Here is a 17,430-nt window from a genome sequence, read left to right on the forward strand (position 1 = left end):
CGAACAACCCGGCGACCGTCGCGACCGCGAGCGTCGTCACGCGGGTGGCGAAGGCCGCGACGACGGTGGCGACGAGGATGGCCGGGGCTCAGCCGGCCAGGACCCGGATCGCGTAGTCGCCGACCATCACCACGTCCCCGGGGCGGGCGACGACCTGCGCGCCGCCCACGCTCGGTTCCTGCGCGCCGGACGCCCGGACCACGACCGTGCCGTTCGCGGAGCCGAGGTCCTCGACCACGAGCCCGCCGTCGCCCGTCGGCCGGATCGCCGCGTGCTCGCGCGACACCGAACGACCCGGGTCGTCGAGCAGCACCGCTCGCCGCCCCGGCGCCGTCGCGACCCTGCGCCCGAGGACCACCGGCTGGTCGAGCGGCACCACGTTGCCCGGTGCGACCTCGAGGACGAGGCGGGGGACCACGCCGATCGTCGGCAGCGGCTGGTCGGTGTGCACAACGGCATCGGGCTCACGGTCGGACACCGGAGCGCTCGGCAGCACCCACGCTCGCGACAGGTGCCCGGCCTGTCGATCGCGCTCGACCTCGGCGCTCGTCACGACCGGACGCTCCGGCGCCCCCTCGTCCCTGCGACGTCGTGCCACGGTGTACCCCTCGTTCTGGTTCTTGTCCCCACCTGGTGCGAGATGCAACGGAATCAAGTATCGTCGAACCGCCGGGGGGCTCCCGGTACATCAAATACCGCATCGGGAGGGTATGCACATGGCAAACGTCAACGTCACCTACGACGATCTCCGCAACCAGGCTTCGCAGCTGCGCAACGGCCAGAAGTCCATCGAGGACCAGCTGACCCAGCTCAAGAGCCAGATCGACAACCTCGTGTCGTCGGGCTACGTCACCGACAAGTCGTCGAAGGCCTTCGACGCGACGTACTCGGAGTTCAACTCCGGCGCGACGCAGACGATCCAGGCGATCGACGGCATGGCCGGGTTCCTCGAGAGCGCGGCGAACACGCTCGAGTCGACGGACGAGCAGCTCGCTTCGAGCATCGGCTAGTCAGGACCAGCACGACGGTGGCCGGCGCCCGGGGGTGCCGGCCACCGCTCTCGCCGCAGGGGCGGCGAGCTCTCACAGCGAGGCATGAACCCGGGGGAAGAGGAAGACAGTGTCAGGCGGGACCCTGCGCTACCAAGGCGCGAAGATGGAGTCGCTCTGGAGCGACCTCAGTGCGGTGAAGCACGAGTTCGACAACGCAGATCAGCACTCTGGAGACGCAGCCGATGCTGTCGGCCATCCCGAGCTCGCCAGGCGGATCCGGTCCTTCTCCTCGGGGTGGGACAGCCACCGCCGCGAACTCAGCGAATCGATCGAGAAGCTCGCGAAGATGGCGCTCAACATCGACAACGCGTTCGACGACTCGGAGACCGAGCTCGTGAAGTCCATCGCGGGTGAGCAGTGAGTGCGCTCGTGGCGGGTCCGTCCGGTGACCCGAGCGCGGTCCAGGCAATGGCGCGCCAGTACCACCAGGTGGCCTCAGCTATCAGCGGTGCCGCGAGCACGTTGCGACGACTCGATGGATCCGACTCGGAGAGCAAGGCGGTCACGGCCTTCCTCAAGAAGGCCGGGGATCTCGCCGACAAGCTCGGCCGTGCCGAAGGTCGTTACTCGGGCACGGGCGACGCGCTGAACGAGTACGCCGGAGCACTGTCGACCGCGATCGACGAAGCATCGTCTGCCAGCCGCCTGCACGACCAGAGCCAGACAGAGGCTCAGTCCTCTACCCGGTCGCAGGACCAGTACCAAGACCTCGCCAACTCCTCGACCGACCCAGACCAGCAGCAGGAGTTCCAGACTCTTTCGGACACGCAGCGAAGCAGGGCCGAGAGTGCTCACGCGGAGGCGGCGCGCGCAGCGGGCATGATGCAGTCCGCGCTCGAGGGACTCGAGACCGCGGCGCAACGCGCGATTGCCAAGATCGACGACAGTGTGGACGACGGTCTCGACGACGGCGCATGGGACAACTTCAAGCAGTGGATGAAGGACAACGACGAGTGGATCTCGGTGGTCCTCAAGGTCGTCCAGTTCGCCGGGACGGTCCTTGCGATCGCCGCGCTCCTCTTCCCGCTCACATCGTGGCTCGGCGCAGCTGCACTCATCCTCATGGCGGCAGCGACCGTCGGTGACTCCGCGAAGGCTGCTGCCGGGACCGGTTCCTGGGCGGACGTCGGTCTGGACTTCATCGGACTCGCAACGTTCGGTGCCGGGAAGCTCGCCGTGTCAACTGCACGAGCTGCGACGGCGGAGGTCGGCATGTCGCGCGTGGGTGGTCTGGTCCGCGGCGGTGATGACGTCGCGAACGCAGTTGTCCGGGTGAACCGCAGTTTCAACCGGATCGCAACCGAGGGGATCCGCCCCTGGTACCGCTTCGCAGCGGCGGGAGACGAGGACATCGCCCAGATGGCGCAGTGGATCGCCCGCTCCCGCGTCGGTGCAGCGGGACAGAGTGCCGAAGCAGTCGAGCGGTTGCAGTTCTGGATCCGCACGGGCACGGGTCTCGGATGGACCGGCATGGGTCTCGACGGCGCCGGCTGGCTCAAGGACTACGTGCCGGCGTGGAACTCGCTGGTGCGGAGGACGACCTTGCCGATCGGCGCCTCGTGGTGACCGCCGCACAGGACATCTCGTCGTACGCGATGGCAGTACCTGCGGGCTGGGTCCACATCCCGATCGGCGACCGGGCAAGCATGCTCGACGTCATCGGTTCGGTCGTCGAGGACAGTGCCGACAACTCCTGGAGAGCGTCGGTCGGCTCCCTCTTCGACACCGCCCTCGCGAGTGATCCGAACGGCCGCTTACTTGACACGTACATGACACAGGGCCCGTTGCCGGGGACTGCGATCGCTGCCAGCATCACGGTCGCCCGCGTCGAGGTCGTGCCGTCCGATGACCACGGCGTGGAGGAACTGCTCCTCGCGCGACTCACGATGGACGGAGCCCGAGTTCGGTCGATCGGCGGCTCTGTCGGCGTCGTGAGCACGACGCTCGGGGACTCGGAACGAACTGTCGAGGACAGCGCCGAGGTGCTAGCGCGGGAGACAGCACTTCTGCAGGTGCCGGGGCAGGATGCATTCGTGCTCGCCCTCGTCTTCAACGTCGTGACCGACACCGGTGGCGATCGTCCGGGAGCCGAGTCCGAGCGCAACGTCGTCCACGCTTTGTCGGATCTGTTCGACGCGATGCTCGGCACGTTCCGATGGGTCGATCACACCGGAGCCGTTGTCCCTCCCGCGGAGGCACACGAAGCATGGTGAGCCAGGTCGCCAGCGGCGTGGTGATCGGGGACGTCGGCAGCGAATGGATCATTCCTCCTGGTAAAGAATCGTTCGGCACCGCCCACGAGCTGCACGAGTGGGCTGCCTCGACAGCGCGAGAGCGTACCGCGGAGCGACCACAGGCAGCGGAGTGGCTGGCCATGTCCCTCGCAGCCATCGCAGCGTCGACACCGGACTCGGAGCTTCGCGCCCTGTACCTCCCATCCCTGACAGCCGATCTCGCCATCGTCCGGGTCCTGGCTGTCGAACGGGACAGCGCCCCCGTTGATCTTGCCGAAGTCGTGGGCGCAACCGACCCGGCCGCCGTCGAACCACCAGTCCTCGAGGGTTTCGAGACCGCGGCGTTCGGTCCAGGCGTCCGTTCGGTCCGGTTCCTCGTCGCAGCGGACGACCGGACACTCACCGGGGTCGTGACGTACGCCTTCGACGTCGCCGGGATCGTGGTCCGAGTGTCGTACGCGGACACCGATCTGACCCGACTCACCGAACTCGCCGATCCGGTCGACCGTTTCGTGTCCGCCCTCAGGCTGCAATACGGTGGCCAGCGGCCGTCGTACCGAAATTAAGGAGCCTGATGCGCATTTCAGTCCCCGGAAACGCGGAAGCATGGCTGCCGATCCCCAATGATCTGGGCGGTCTGTCGACGAAGAAGATCATGAAGTGGGCGCAGCCGACGGTTCGTGACCTCCTTCCAGGACGCCTCTTCAGCCCACACCCGAAGCAGATGTTCTTGCAGACGCTGCTCGGATCTGTCGCTCAGATCTCGTCGCCCGTCGAGCAGTACTTCGTGCATCTCGCCGAGCTCCCGGATGAAGTCCTCATGGTCCGAGTGCGATGGGCCGAGGCAGGTTCAAGCCTCGACGAACGACTCGAGGAGTTCGTCGGCCCAGGAGACAGCCAGGATGTGACGGTCGGGGCCCCGGAGCCATCGACCATCGCACCTGGGGTCGAAGGTCTCCGAGCGCCACTCGAACGGCGCGGCAGCTCGGCAGGGTGGGTCGCGTCCTTCCCCGTGGGAGACCTCGCGGTGCAGCTCCGAGTCGACGTCCCGCCCGAGTACCTCGAAGACTTGCAGCCCGACATCGAGAACCTGGCCCAGGCGCTTCGCGCAGCATGACCCGAGCAGGGCAATGGAAGGCGTTCTTCCGAGACGCGTTGATCATCGCGGTGATCGGGGTCGGTGTCTCGTTGCTCCCCGGCAAGTACGATCTCGGCCCGTGGGCCGGCGCAACCGCTTGGACAGTCCGGTACGTCGAGTGGGCGGTGACGTTGTGCATCGCGATCCTCGTCGGCAGCCGTCATCTCAGACGGCGGTCTCGGCAGCCCGGTCGGCGGATGCGCTGAGGGAGGGGCAAGTTCAACGCGATCGAACGGCGGATCCGTTCTTCCCTCGACCGACTCATGTCTTCCTCGACGATTGCGGAATCGACCGGGCAACCGAGAACGGAGCGCACGTGACGGGACTCGACCACGTCGATGGTCAGATAAGGCCGCAGATCCACTTCGCAGTCGGTTGCGCGAGAGATGATCCGGATCGATCACGATGGCCACGACTTGGCGGTCGTGCAGTCGTCATTCCGGCTCGCGCAGGACATCTCCGTGCGATGAGTCAGACTGCTCGCAGCGGCATTGCTCGGGCAACGACGCTGACCGGGAACCACCGAGAGGTCGGACGCGGTGCAGTGGAGGGACAGGGATGATCCGCCTGCTCTGGAACTACAACCGAGCCTGGACGCTGCTCGATGACGAGGGTCAGATCGACGACGTCACCGACGCAGCGGTGGAGCACGCTCTCGCGCAGGCGAAGCAGCGGCCGAAGCGTCGAGAACGCACGGTGCTCCGAACGGTCGTGCGCGACATCGCCGCTTTCCAGACCGCGGCGAAGGCGGAGACCTGCTTCGTGCTCTCGACCACGGCGCCGACGGTCCGAGCGATCGCGTACGCGGTCGTGCACACCGTCGCCGGCGTCGACCGCGCGGACACCTTCATCGACGACGCTCGTGCACCGCGGGCGTCCGGCATCGGCGACGCCAGTGTCGGCACACTGGATCTGCCCCTCGGCAGAGCAACGCTCGTGGAGATGCGGGAACGCAGCACCGGCGGCCGGGGGCGGCCGGTGATGCAGGTCGTTCGTGCGATCATCCCGATCGTCGACGGCCTGAACGCGCTCACGGTGGTCGTGTCCTTCTTCGTCCCGGACGAGAACGACAGCGCCCTCGCTCGGCCCATGCTCGACGAGCTTCTGCGCGATGTGCGTGTCGATTGGGCGTGAGCGTCGTCGCTGACGACTGCCGAAGTGACCGGGCAACCGAGAACGGAGAGCATCTGATGGGACTCGAATTCGACTACGTCAACGCCTGGACGAAGTTCATCGAGGGCGACCCGACCACCACCGGGCGCGCCGCGACAGCGAACGTGATCAGTCACCTCCAGTGGCCGGTCCCGAAGCGCCTGGAATCGTCGCTCGAATCGACCATGACCAAACTGGCGCAATTGCGGAACGAGGTCGATGCCCACGACTTCTTCGTCCTGACGACGGACGCTCCGACGGTCGAGGTACTCGCGTACACGGTCATCCAGTACTTCCCTGGGTTGGATCCTGCTGCCCAGGCGGTCGACGACGCACTGCTCCCGCTCGCCGGACGAACCAGCGATCCCGATGTGTCGACCTGCGTGACGGCGCTCGGCCCGGCCACGCGCATCCTCGACCGGGCGAAGACACCAGGACGCTCACTCCTGCGCCGTGCGGTCCCGGCCACGACGATCCGCTGGGTGCAGCCGATCCCGCAGCTGCCCGACCCGCTGACCGCGGTGCTGACAACCTTCATCCCGAAACGTGCCGACGAGTCGTTCGCTGCTCCACTGGTCGACCAGTTCGCGCTCGGGCTCGTGCTCAACCCGGACTCCCAGTGACGCAATGACGACAACCGCACCACCAAGGAAGCCATGACACGACGACGCCCCCTCACGCCCGGACGCCGCTGGGCCGCATTCACCCGCGACACGGTGATCGTGCTCGCGATCGGTGTCGGCGTCTCACTCCTCCCAGGAGGCAAGTACGACACGGGCCCCTGGGACGGACCGACCGCGTGGCTCATCCGGTACATCGTGTGGGCGTTCGCGCTGGTCGTCGGCGTCAGCATCGGGAGCCGCCACCTGCGGTCATCCCGTCGAGCGCGTGGCGGACGATGACGACCCGTCCGGACCGATGTCCAGACGCTGCGCAGGTCGATGTCACCCCATCGGGAAGATGACCCCGAACACAATGACGACCGCGATGATCGCCAACAAGCACCCCGCAAAGATGAACGCGAAGAGCTTCACGAGCGACCGCTCCCAGTAGCGGGTGGCACCCGGTACCAACTGCTCGATCTTCTTCCCTTGCTCGGCAACTCGTTCGGGCACGGAGCACCCCGCTGATCTCGCGGATCCTCGGCGTGGTCCAGTTCCAGGAGTCGATCCTGATCCGACGCCTCCTGCAGCCGCCGTGGACGATGAAGAGGACCTCGTTGGCGGGCCAGTTGTCGAACGCCGACCGAAGGCAGCGAAGGTCCGCGTCCCGCGGGAGGAGTCGGCGCCGGACGATTCCTCGGAACTCGACCGCATCGTCGGTGATCCGGATCGTCGCGACCCTGCGGTGCCACACGGCGAGGCCGATCGCCGGCCACACCATGACCGCGTAGAGCGCACCGTAGAACGCCAGGCCGATCGCGGCGCTCCTGCCAGCAGGGAAGAGCACGACGATGCCGCCGATCAGTGCACAGAGCGCTGTCGGCCCCAGACCGCCGAAGATGATCCGCCACTTGGAGAGCTGCACCGGACTGAACTCCAGGATCTCCGGTGGGGCGTCGTGCACAGCACGAAGGATAGCGACCCGCCGCGCTGAGCCCGCAACCGCGCGCATGGGTGAGCAGACCCCGTTCCCCCGCACCGCGCCTCCAGTCCGACCGCTCATCCCCAAGCCGGGCGCAACCCGGCCTGCACGCCGCAGGAACCTGCGAGAATCGACCCATGAGCGGCAGCACGACGCTGCGGGGGGCCTCGACGGGGTGCTCCGCGACGACCAGGACCCACGACGTGGCGGGTGTCACGTGCGCCTGACGTTCACCGCGACCCACCTGCCGACCGACGCCACCGCGGACTTCGTGGTCGAGTGCGACGAGGACACCGTCCTCGGCGAGGTCGTCGAGATCGTCGCCCGCCGCTTCGGCCTGAGCGCCGAGTCCATCGTCGAGGTCGCGGTCGACGCCGTCCCGACGACCCCGCACGCCCGGCTCGGTGACGGTGTCCTGCTCGAGGGGTCGCGCCTGACCTTCGGTGCCCCCGCACCGGTCCTGCCGCTGCCGGCCGACCTGCCGAGCGTCCGCATCGTGGGTGGACCCGGTGCCGGCACGGTCGTGGTGCTGGACGCCGGCATCGCACACGTCGGTTCCGCTCCCGACGCCACGGTGCACCTGCCGGACCGGACCGCGCCCGAGTACGCGGCGATCCTGCGCCTCGACCTCAACCGGCGGTTCTCGATCATCCCGACGCGCGATTCCCGCGTCCTCCTCGACGGCACGGAGCTCGACGAGGAGACGCCGGTCGAGCCGGGCAGCGTCGTCACGATCGGCGACACGCTGCTGTCGGTCGCGGTCCCCGACGCCGACCGCGCAGCGATCACGCTGACACCGGGTGGCGGGTCGCTCGACTACACCCGGCCGCCGCGCCTGCTGCCGGAGGAGACCCCGACGGTCTTCAAGCTGCCGGCGACGCCGGGGCAGCAGTCGCGCCGCTCCATCCCGATCATCGCGGCGCTCGCACCGCTCGGCATGGCGGCGGTGATGATCTCGATCTTCCACAACGTCGCCTACCTTGCCTTCGGCCTGATGTCCCCGATCATCATGTTCGGCAACGCCTGGTGGGACCGCCGCAACGGCAAGAAGACGCACCGGCAGCGGGTCGCCGAGTACGAGGAGACGAAGAAGGCGGTCGAGGCGGACGCACTGGAGGCGGTGGTCCGGTACCAGCGCGAGTCACGCACCAGCGCGCCCGATCCTGCGACGGTGCTCGACATCGCCCTGCGCCGTCGCGCCCGGCTGTGGGAGCGTCGGCGGACCGACCCGGACTACCTGACGCTGCGCGTCGGCACGGCGGACGTACCGTCGGGCGTCGTGCTCGAGGACCCGGCAGCGCTGGAGCACCGGCGTGCGGTCGACAAGCTGGCCGAGGACGTGCCGGTCGTGGTCGACCTCGGCGAGCACGGCGTGGTCGGTGTCGCCGGCCGCGACGAGCACACGAGGCACCTCACGTCGTGGCTCGTGGCGCAGCTCGCGGTGCTGCAGAGCCCGCGGGACACCCAGTTCGTGGTGCTCACCGACGCGCAGTCCGCCGACGAGTGGGCCTGGCTGCGCTGGGTGCCGCAGGCCCGACCGGGGTTCGGGCAGGACGCCGTCATCGCGATCGGCAACGACGCCGAGACGCTCGGCGCTCGGGTGGCCGAGATCGGGCAGCTCATCGACGCACGACAGCGGGCGATGCGCGAGGCGAACGTGCGCGGGATCCCCGGCCCCGACGTCGTCGTCGTGCTCGACGGCGCTCGACGGCTGCGCGCACTGCCGGGCCTGATCCGCATCCTCAAGGAGGGCCCCGCGGTCGGTGTCCGGGCGATCTGCATCGAGGAAGAGGCCCGTCTGCTGCCCGAGGAGTGCTCGGTCGTCGTCACGGTGGGGCCGGAGCGCATCCGCGTCGCCGCCCAGCGTCAGGCGACGGTGACCGACGTCCGACCGGACCGCATCCCGGACGGCTGGTTCGAGACCGTCGCCCGGGCGGTGGCGCCCATGGTCGACGCCGACGACGAGAGCGATGCCGGTGGGCTCCCGTCCTCGTCGCGACTGCTCGACGTGATGCTGCTCGAGCCGCCGACTGCGCGGGCGATCACGGGTGGGTGGAACGTGCGTGCGCGCACCACCGAGGTGGTCGTGGGCGAGAGCCTCGACGGCCCGTTCGCGTTCGACCTCCGCAAGGACGGCCCGCACGGCCTGGTCGCCGGCACGACCGGGTCGGGCAAGTCCGAGCTCCTGCAGACGATCGTCGCGTCCCTGGCGGCGACGAACACCCCGGAGGGCATGAACTTCGTCCTCATCGACTACAAGGGCGGTGCGGCGTTCCGCGACTTCGCGCCGCTGCCGCACACGGTCGGCATGGTCACGGACCTCGACACGCACCTGGTCGAGCGCGCCCTCGAGTCGCTCGGCGCCGAACTCCGCCGCCGCGAGCACCTGCTGGCCGACGCCGCCGCGAAGGACATCGAGGACTACGTCGACCGGCTCGTCCGCGGTGAGCCGCTGCCACCGATGCCGCGCCTGCTCATCGTGATCGACGAGTTCGCGAGCCTCGTGCGCGAGCTCCCGGACTTCGTCACCGGCCTGGTGAACATCGCGCAGCGGGGCCGGTCACTCGGCATCCACCTGATCCTCGCCACGCAGCGTCCGACGGGTGTGGTGTCGAACGACATCCGCGCGAACACCAACCTCCGCATCGCGCTCCGGGTCACGGACTCGAGCGAGAGCACCGACGTCATCGACGCCGGCGACGCGGCGCAGATCCAGAAGAGCACACCCGGCCGCGGGTACATCCGGCTCGGCGCCGGTGCGCTGCTGCCGTTCCAGGCCGGTCGGGTCGGCGGACGGCGTCCGGGGCTGTCGACCGGACGCAAGCAGGTCTGGGCCGGAACCGTGACGTGGTCGTCGCTCGGCACCACTCCGCCGGCACCACCGAAGTCGAAGGAGCTGCAGGCCGAGGAACGCACCGACCTGCAGGAGCTGGTCGGTGCGGTGGCCGAGGCGGCGACCGAACTCGGTGGACCGGCTCCCTACCGTCCGTGGCTCGACGCCCTGCCGGAGACGCTGCTCTTCACCGACCTGAACGACCGGGCGTGGGAGCTCGACGACAGCAGCACGACCGACGCCCGGGTCGGCCCGCTGCCCTTCGCGCTGCAGGACTTCCCGGCCGAGCAGGCGCAGCGGGTCCGGAGCCTCGACCTCGACTCGGACGGGCACCTCTACGTGGTCGGTGCTCCGCGGAGCGGTCGGTCGCAGGTACTCCGCACGATCGCCGCCGCGGTCGCCCGGAACACCTCGGCTGCCGACGTCCACGTGTACGCGCTCGACTGCGGCAACGGTGCGCTGCTGCCGATCCAGGCCCTCCCGCACGCCGGCGCCGTGGTGCAGCGCGTGCAGACCGAGCGCGCGCAGCGGCTCCTCACGAAGCTCACCCAGGAGCTCGCCCGCCGGCAGCAGGTCCTCGCCGACGGCGGGTTCGCGAGCATCGTCGAGCAGCGTGCCGCCGCGGTCGTCCCTTCCGACCGGCTGCCTCACATCGTGTTCATGCTCGACCGGTGGGAAGGGTTCGTCGGCTCGCTGGGCGAACTCGACCACGGTGCACCGACCGACCAGGTGATGACCCTCCTGCGCGAAGGGGCGAGCGTCGGCATCCACCTGGTGGTCACCGGGGACCGTCAGCTCCTGTCGAGCCGGATGGCGACCCTGGTCGAGGACAAGCTCGTCCTCCGGCTCTCCGACCGCGGCGACTACGGCCTCGCGTCGCTCAACCCGCGCAAGCTGCCGGAGCAGGTCCCGGACGGACGGGCGTTCGCGTCGGAGTCCGCCACCGAGACGCAGATCGCCCTGCTCGCCGCCGCCGGCACGGGCCAGTCGCAGGCTGCGGCGATCACCGCCCTCGCGACCTTCGCGACCGAGCGCGACCGCGCGGTCGAGCGTGCGCGTCGGCCGTTCCGCGTCGACCAGCTGTCCGGACCGGTGCCGTTCGACCGGGCGTGGGAGATGCGCGACGACGACGCGGAGCTGTTCGGCCTCGTCGGCATCGGCGGCGACGACCTCACCGCCATCGGGCCGGACCTCGCGGCCGCGGGCTCGTTCGTCGTGGGCGGTCCCGCGAAGTCCGGCCGGAGCTCCGTCCTGCTGTCGATCGCACGGTCGGTGCTGCGCGAGGGGGGCGAGATCGTGCTCGTCACCCCGCGGCAGTCGCCCCTGCGCGCCCTCGCGTCCGAGCCCGGCGTCCTCGGCGCACACGAGGGCGCCGACGTCACCGAGGACGACCTCGCGCCGCTGTTCGACGGACAACCCGGCCGCCGGGTCCTCGTCATCGACGACGCCGAGCTCGTCAAGGACGCACCCGCGAAGAGCTGGCTGCAGGGCTTCGTGAAGAGCGCGGCGGACAACGGGCAGGCCATCGTCGCGGCGGGGCTGACCGCCGAGTTCGGCGTGGGCTTCACGGGCTGGCAGGTCGACATGAAGCGGCGTCGGTCCGGGGCACTCCTCAGCCCGCAGACGATCACCGAGGGCGACCTGCTCGGCATGCGCCTGCCGCGCAGCAGCATCGTCGAACGCGTGCAGGTCGGTTCTGCCCTCGTGCACCTCGGCGACGGCGAGCTGGTGTCGGTCCAGGTGCCGGTCCCCTGATCTCGCGGCAGTTCTTGTCACACTGACAAATACCATGGTACGGTCGAGTCATGGCAGTCGAACTCAGCACCCGGACCACCCGGGGCACCCAGACGACCGCGACGTTCTCCACCATGCGGTTCCCCGCCGGTGAAGCACACGTCAAGGTCGCACACGACGCCGACGCGGGGGACCTCATCGAGATCGCGACCCTGCGCGGCACGAACGGTGACGACCTCCTCATGCTCGGCATGTGGGCGGACGCCGTCCGGCAGCGCGGATCCCGGTCCGTCGCACTCATCCCCTACCTGCCCGGCGCCCGGCAGGACCGTGGGCTCCCCTTCGGGGCGAAGGTCTACGCCGACGTGGTCAACGGCTTCGGGATCGACCAGGTCATCGCGTTCGACCCGCACTCGCCGGTGATCGTGGACCTGGTGGAGCGGCTCACCGTGGTCACGAGCGAGACGGTCGTCCGCGACCACGTCGTCGCCGGGTCGGACTACAGCGGGATCATCGCCCCCGACAAGGGCGCCGTGGCACGCGCGACCGCCGTCGCCGAGACCTGCGGGTTGCCGGTGTTCCGCGCCGAGAAGCACCGCAACCCGGACACCGGCAAGCTCGACGGGTTCACCTGCGAGCCGCTGCCCGAGACCGGACGACTGCTCGTGGTCGACGACATCTGTGACGGCGGCGGGACGTTCATGGGCCTCGCCGGCGCCACCGGCCTGCCGAAGGAGCGCCTCGGCCTCTGGGTCTCGCACGGCGTCTTCTCCGGCCGGGCCCCGCAGCTCGCCGAGCACTTCGGGGAGATCGTCACGACGGACTCCTACCCCGCGCAGAACGCCATCGAGGGCCTGCGCACGATCGAACTCACCCCCACCCTGACGGAGCAGATCCGATGACCGCGACCGAACCGACCACCACCGACACGACGACGACCGGCCTCGAACCGCGCATCACGACGGCGAGTCCGATCGCACCACTGCTGGCGGTCGACGGCTACAAGCACTCGCACCGGCAGGTCTACCCCGCCGGCACCACGCGGATCCTCATCAACTGGACGAACCGCTCGAACGCGCACATGCCCGAGTCGACCCACGCGGTCGTGTTCGGCCTGCAGGCGTTCATCCAGCGCTCGCTCGTCGAGGCGTGGGCACCGTTCTTCGCGGCCGACGAGGACGAGGTCGCCGACCTGTTCGAGCAGGCGCTCCAGGGGTACTTCGGGCCGAACCACATCGGCACCGACCACGTCCGGGCGCTGCACCGCCTCGGGTACCTGCCGCTCGAGATCCGGGCGCTGCCCGAGGGCACGCTCGCGCCGATCGGTGTCGCGACCCTGACCGTCGAGAACACCGTCGACGAGTTCTTCTGGCTGCCGAACTACATCGAGACCGCGCTCTCGGCCTCGATCTGGCACCCGTCGACCGTCGCCACGAAGGCGCTCGAGTACCGCGACCTCATGGAGGACTGGGCCGCCCGCACCGGTGCCGACCCGGCCAGCATCGACTTCGCCGCGCACGACTTCTCCTTCCGGGGCCAGTCGAGCATCGAGTCGGCCGCGGCCGGCGGGGCCGGACACCTGCTCTCGTTCCTCGGCACCGACTCGATGCCGTCGCTCGACTTCATCGACCGCTACTACCCGGGCGACAACGGCTGGGTGGCCGCGAGCGTCCCCGCCACCGAGCACAGCGTCATGTGCGTCCGCGGTGCCGACGGCGAGCTGGCGACGTTCGAGCAGATCCTCGACGTCTACCCGACGGGCATCGTGTCAGCGGTCAGCGACGGCTTCGACCTCTTCAAGGTGGTCACCGAGACGCTCCCGGCACTCAAGGACCGCATCACCGGCCGCGACGGCAAGCTCGTCGTCCGGCCGGACTCCGGCGACCCGGTCGACATCGTCACCGGCACCGTGCATGGGGTCGACACCGCGGCACTGAGCGACCCGGCCCGCAGCCACGAGGAGAAGGGCGTCGTCGAGCTCCTCGACGAGATCTTCGGCCACACCATGAACGACCAGGGCTTCAAGGTCCTCGACCAGCACATCGGCGTGATCTACGGCGACAGCATCACCCTCGACCGTGCCCGCCGCATCTACGAGCGCCTCGCCGCCAAGGGGTACGCGAGCGACAACATCGTGCTCGGCATCGGGTCGTACACGTACCAGTACATGACCCGCGACAACCTCGGCAGCGCCGTGAAGGCGACATGGGCACTGGTGGACGGCGAGCCCGTCGACATCCAGAAGGACCCGAAGACCGGCAGCGGCAAGAAGAGCGCGAAGGGGCGGATCGCCCTGCACCGCGACGAGACGGGCGAGATCCGGCAGACCGACCAGGCCACCGCCGACGACGAGGCGACCAGCCTGCTCCAGCCGGTGTGGGTCGACGGACGCTTCACGCGCCTCCAGTCCTTCGCCGACGTGCGAGCGACCCTCAGCCGCGCACGCGCCGAGCGTGCGACCCGTCGGGCGTCGGCGTGACCGACGCCCCCTCTGCGGCCCGCGACCAGCCGCTCATCGCGATCGACGTCGTCCCGGTGTCGTTCACGACGGGCGACGGGTTGCGGGTCGCCACCGCGCGTCGGCAGTACGCGCCGTACGCGGGCCAGGAGGCGCTGCCCGGCGTGCTCCTGGACGGTCCCGAGATCCTTGCCGACGGTGCACTGCGCGCCCTGCGTGCCAAGGCCGGGACCGGTCCGACGGCGGTGCGCCACATCGCGCAGGTCGGTGCGTTCGACGGACCCGACCGCGACCCGCGGAGCGCCGCGATCAGCATCGCGTTCCTCGCCGTCGTCGACGCGCTCGCGGGTCCGGAAGCGGCCTGGCACGGCGTGGACGCGCTCCCGCTCGGCCTGCCCTTCGACCACGACCGGATCGTCGGCTCCGCGCTCGAGCACCTCCGGGTCCGGCTCTGGTCGGACCTGCCGCTCACCCGCGCGCTGCTCGGCGAGCGCTTCACCACCGCGGACGCGAGTCGGCTCCGGGCAGCGGTCACCGGCACGGCCCCGGACCCCGGCAACCTCAACCGGATGCTCCGGTCGAACCCCGCGCTCACACGGGTCGACGCCCCCGCGAGCGCCGGGCCCCGCGGCGGACGTCCCCCGGCAGCCTGGGCGTGGCTGGACTGAGCGCGGTTGGGTGGAGGCATGTCCTCCTCCCTGTCCGGTGACGACTCCCTGCACCTGCCCGAGTTCGACGCACCCCCGGCCTCGCCGCTCGACCTCGCCCGGCAGTGGCTGGACGCCGCCGACGACCGCGACGTCTCCGAGCCGAAGTCGATGACCCTCGCCACCGCCGGGGCGGACGGCCGCGTGTCCGCGCGCACGGTCGACGTGAAGCGGCTCGACGACCGCGGGCTCGTGTTCGGGACCTCGACGCTCAGCCCCAAGGGTCGCCAGCTCGCCGAGAACCCGCACGCGGCGCTCCAGGTGTACTGGCGCGAGACCATGCAGCAGCTCCGCTTCGAGGGGCGTGCCGTGCAGCTGTCCGACGCCGAGTCGGACGCGCTGTTCGCCGACCGGTCGCCGAAGTCCCGTGCCGCCACCGCGATCGCCGACCAGTCCGCCGTCCTCGAGCCGCGGACGCTCGCGGACCTCATCGACGACGCGAACGTCCTGCTCGACGAGACCGACGACGACGTCCCGCGGCCCGAGGGCTGGGTGGCGTGGCGGCTCGAGCCGGACGTCGTGGAGTTCTGGCACGGTAGCCGCGACCGGATGCACCGACGGTTGCAGTACGTGCTCGCCGACGGCGCCTGGTCGGCGACGCGGCTGCAGCCGTAGCGCGCGCAGCGGCCCGCTACGCCCGACGTCGAACCACGGCACCGACATCGAACCAGCCGCTCGCGCTGGTTCGATGTCGGATTCCTGGTTCGCCGCGCCGCGCCGAGCCGCGCCGCGCCCGGCCCCGCCCGCGCCTACCGGGCGATCGGGTTCGGCATCGCCCCCGCCCGGATGAGCGACGACGACTGGTCCGCCAGGTCCACCATCGACAGCGTGTTCCGCAGCTGCAACCGGTTCAGGCACGAGTGCTCGAACGCCGGCACCCGCAGGTCCAGCGGCCGACGGCGCTCCGGGTGTGCGGCGGCGTGCGCGTCGATGCACTCCGCCACCACCTGCCAGAACCGCGACTCCGGCAGCACCCCGTCGTCGTCGAGGATCGCCGCGACGAAGCGCAGCACCCCGTCGAACACGTCGGTGAACACGGCGAGCGCCGCCTCGTCGTCGTCGACCGGGTGCACGATGCGCTCGATGTCGGCGGGCACCGGGCGGTCGTCGTGCCGCCCGAGCACCGCGACCTCCTCGCCGATGTCCTTCATCAGCGCGCGCACCACGACCCCGTCGCGGACGACGAGCACGAGGTTCTCGCCGTGCGGCATGAACACCAGGTCGTGCACGGTCAGGCAGTGCACGACGGGCAGCAGGTACGCGTCGAGCCAGCGCCGCACCCACTCGTCGGCCGGCAGACCCGACGCCTCGATCAGCGCCGACACGACGGCGTCACCCGAGGCGTCCCGGTGCAGCAGCGCGGCCATGGTCATCAGCCGCTCGCCCTCGGCCACCCGCGGCAGCGGGCTCTCCCGCCACAGCGCCGCGAGCATCTTCCGCTGCGGGGCGGGCACGTCGACCCGGTGGTGGGCGTCCCCGGTGTAGCCGATCGCCGCGTGTTCCCGGAGGACCGAGAACCCGGCGCCCGCAAGCGTCTCGTCTGCGGACACGAGCGCCGCGACCCAGTCGTTCACCGCCGGGGTGTTCCGCATGTACGCGGGCGACATCCCCCGCAGGAACCCCATGTTCTGCACCGCGAGCGCCGTCTTGACGTACGAGCGCTCCGGGTGGGAGCGGTCGAACGCCGTCCGGATCGACTGCTGCGGCTGGTACTCGCCCGGCCCCTCGCCGAGGTCGACCAGGTCCTGCCGCCCGAGGTCCGGCGCGAACGTCACCGCGATCCGGTGCTGCCACTGCCAGGGGTGCACGGGGATCCAGACGTAGTCGTCCGGATCGAGTCCCCGGGACACCAGGACGGCCCGGAACCCGGCGGTGGTCGCCGGGTCGAGCTCGGCCGCCCAGTGGTCGCGCTCGGTGCGGTCCGCGGCGAGCGCGAGGTGCGTGCAGGCCCGGCGTGCCGCGAGCCAGCGGTACCGGAACCGACCGCCGGCCTCGGGCGCGTAGGCGCGGTACTCGTCGAGCCCGAACCCGATCCGCCCGTTCGCCGCCACGAACGCGGGGTGCCCCTCGGTCATCGCCGACTCGACGTCCTGGAACGACGCGACGACGGCGTCCGGACCGGTCGTGCGGCCGCGGGCGAGCTGGGCGGCGGACGGACCGCCACGCCGGTGCTTCGCGGCAGCGCTGGCGAGGGTCGAGGCGATCTCGTCCTGGTAGGTGCCGAGCAGCGCATCGGGGATCCCGAGGACGTCCCGGAGTTCGAGCACGAGGTCCTGCGCGCTGAGCGGTGCCGCGGCACCGGAGCGGGTGCGGGTCAGCGACGCCTCGTCGATCGACCAGTGCTCGAGCAGGTGCCGCCGTGCCCGGAACCGGTAGGTCGACTCCCCCGCGTCGAGCCGCCACCCGGCGCCGTCGGCCTGCGGGGCGACCAGGCGCTCGTGCGTGAACTCGGCGATCGCCTTCGCCACGAGGTGCCGTTTCGCGGGCGCGAGGTGCTCCGGTCGGAGGTGCGCCGCGGGACCGTCGTCGTCCGGCACC

General features: G+C 70.3%; 18 protein-coding genes. 15 read left to right on the plus strand and 3 right to left on the minus strand.

Features of this window, described 5'->3' with window-relative positions:
- Positions 1-88: 88 nt before the first annotated feature.
- On the minus strand, positions 89-646 hold the full coding sequence (locus tag I5E_RS23000; RefSeq protein WP_187290551.1) for an FHA domain-containing protein: 558 nt from the start codon (positions 644-646) through the stop codon (positions 89-91).
- Between the two features lie 70 nt (positions 647-716).
- On the opposite strand from I5E_RS23000, the gene I5E_RS18730 reads away from it, so the two are divergent.
- The 9 genes from I5E_RS18730 (at position 717) to I5E_RS18780 (ending at position 6,478) form a co-directional block, all read left to right on the plus strand.
- On the plus strand, positions 717-1,010 hold the full coding sequence (locus I5E_RS18730) for a WXG100 family type VII secretion target (protein ID WP_022908339.1): 294 nt from the start codon (positions 717-719) through the stop codon (positions 1,008-1,010).
- A gap of 109 nt (positions 1,011-1,119) precedes the next feature.
- A complete protein-coding gene (locus I5E_RS18735) occupies positions 1,120-1,413 on the plus strand; it encodes a hypothetical protein (RefSeq protein WP_148287050.1) in 294 nt (97 codons plus the stop codon).
- Entirely contained in the window at positions 1,410-2,618 is a 1,209-nt protein-coding gene (locus I5E_RS18740; RefSeq protein WP_022908341.1) for a putative T7SS-secreted protein, read from the plus strand. The genes I5E_RS18735 and I5E_RS18740 overlap by 4 nt, the downstream gene beginning before the upstream one ends.
- On the plus strand, positions 2,615-3,265 hold the full coding sequence (locus tag I5E_RS18745; protein WP_148287051.1) for a hypothetical protein: 651 nt from the start codon (positions 2,615-2,617) through the stop codon (positions 3,263-3,265). Before I5E_RS18740 ends, I5E_RS18745 begins: the two co-directional genes overlap by 4 nt.
- On the plus strand, positions 3,259-3,852 hold the full coding sequence (locus I5E_RS18750; protein ID WP_022908343.1) for a hypothetical protein: 594 nt from the start codon (positions 3,259-3,261) through the stop codon (positions 3,850-3,852). Before I5E_RS18745 ends, I5E_RS18750 begins: the two co-directional genes overlap by 7 nt.
- Before the next feature lie 8 nt (positions 3,853-3,860).
- Positions 3,861-4,403: a hypothetical protein gene (locus tag I5E_RS18755; protein WP_148287052.1), complete on the plus strand. Its 543-nt coding sequence runs from the start codon at positions 3,861-3,863 to the stop codon at positions 4,401-4,403.
- 579 nt (positions 4,404-4,982) lie between these two features.
- Positions 4,983-5,558 (plus strand): hypothetical protein, encoded by a 576-nt coding sequence (locus I5E_RS18770; RefSeq protein ID WP_022908346.1) that lies wholly within the window; start codon positions 4,983-4,985, stop codon positions 5,556-5,558.
- Between the two features lie 56 nt (positions 5,559-5,614).
- Positions 5,615-6,199, plus strand: coding sequence for a hypothetical protein (locus I5E_RS18775; protein WP_022908347.1), 585 nt, complete (start codon positions 5,615-5,617; stop codon positions 6,197-6,199).
- A gap of 33 nt (positions 6,200-6,232) precedes the next feature.
- Positions 6,233-6,478 (plus strand): hypothetical protein, encoded by a 246-nt coding sequence (locus I5E_RS18780; protein WP_022908348.1) that lies wholly within the window; start codon positions 6,233-6,235, stop codon positions 6,476-6,478.
- 42 nt (positions 6,479-6,520) lie between these two features.
- On the opposite strand, the gene I5E_RS25785 is transcribed toward I5E_RS18780, so the two are convergent.
- A complete protein-coding gene (locus tag I5E_RS25785; protein ID WP_022908349.1) occupies positions 6,521-6,691 on the minus strand; it encodes a hypothetical protein in 171 nt (56 codons plus the stop codon).
- An 82-nt stretch (positions 6,692-6,773) separates the two neighbouring features.
- On the opposite strand from I5E_RS25785, the gene I5E_RS24880 reads away from it, so the two are divergent.
- From I5E_RS24880 to I5E_RS18820, 6 genes are all read left to right on the plus strand, one after another.
- Entirely contained in the window at positions 6,774-7,172 is a 399-nt protein-coding gene (locus tag I5E_RS24880) for a hypothetical protein (protein ID WP_148287053.1), read from the plus strand.
- Positions 7,173-7,377: 205 nt separating this feature from the next.
- A complete protein-coding gene (locus I5E_RS18800) occupies positions 7,378-11,748 on the plus strand; it encodes an FtsK/SpoIIIE domain-containing protein (RefSeq protein ID WP_022908352.1) in 4,371 nt (1,456 codons plus the stop codon).
- Positions 11,749-11,798: 50 nt separating this feature from the next.
- Positions 11,799-12,629, plus strand: coding sequence for a ribose-phosphate pyrophosphokinase-like domain-containing protein (locus tag I5E_RS18805; protein ID WP_022908353.1), 831 nt, complete (start codon positions 11,799-11,801; stop codon positions 12,627-12,629).
- A complete protein-coding gene (locus I5E_RS18810) occupies positions 12,626-14,206 on the plus strand; it encodes a nicotinate phosphoribosyltransferase (protein ID WP_022908354.1) in 1,581 nt (526 codons plus the stop codon). The genes I5E_RS18805 and I5E_RS18810 overlap by 4 nt, the downstream gene beginning before the upstream one ends.
- Complete coding sequence (locus I5E_RS18815; RefSeq protein WP_022908355.1) at positions 14,203-14,853, plus strand: NUDIX hydrolase; 651 nt, start codon at positions 14,203-14,205, stop codon at positions 14,851-14,853. Before I5E_RS18810 ends, I5E_RS18815 begins: the two co-directional genes overlap by 4 nt.
- An 18-nt stretch (positions 14,854-14,871) precedes the next feature.
- Positions 14,872-15,507, plus strand: coding sequence for a pyridoxine/pyridoxamine 5'-phosphate oxidase (locus I5E_RS18820; RefSeq protein WP_022908356.1), 636 nt, complete (start codon positions 14,872-14,874; stop codon positions 15,505-15,507).
- Positions 15,508-15,641: 134 nt separating this feature from the next.
- Here the strand turns inward: I5E_RS18820 and I5E_RS18825 are convergent, their stop codons facing one another.
- Entirely contained in the window at positions 15,642-17,429 is a 1,788-nt protein-coding gene (locus I5E_RS18825) for an IucA/IucC family protein (RefSeq protein WP_083858058.1), read from the minus strand.
- Position 17,430: the final 1 nt, after the last annotated feature.

It is taken from the genome of Curtobacterium sp. B18, from assembly GCF_000333375.1.
Taxonomy (GTDB): domain Bacteria; phylum Actinomycetota; class Actinomycetes; order Actinomycetales; family Microbacteriaceae; genus Curtobacterium.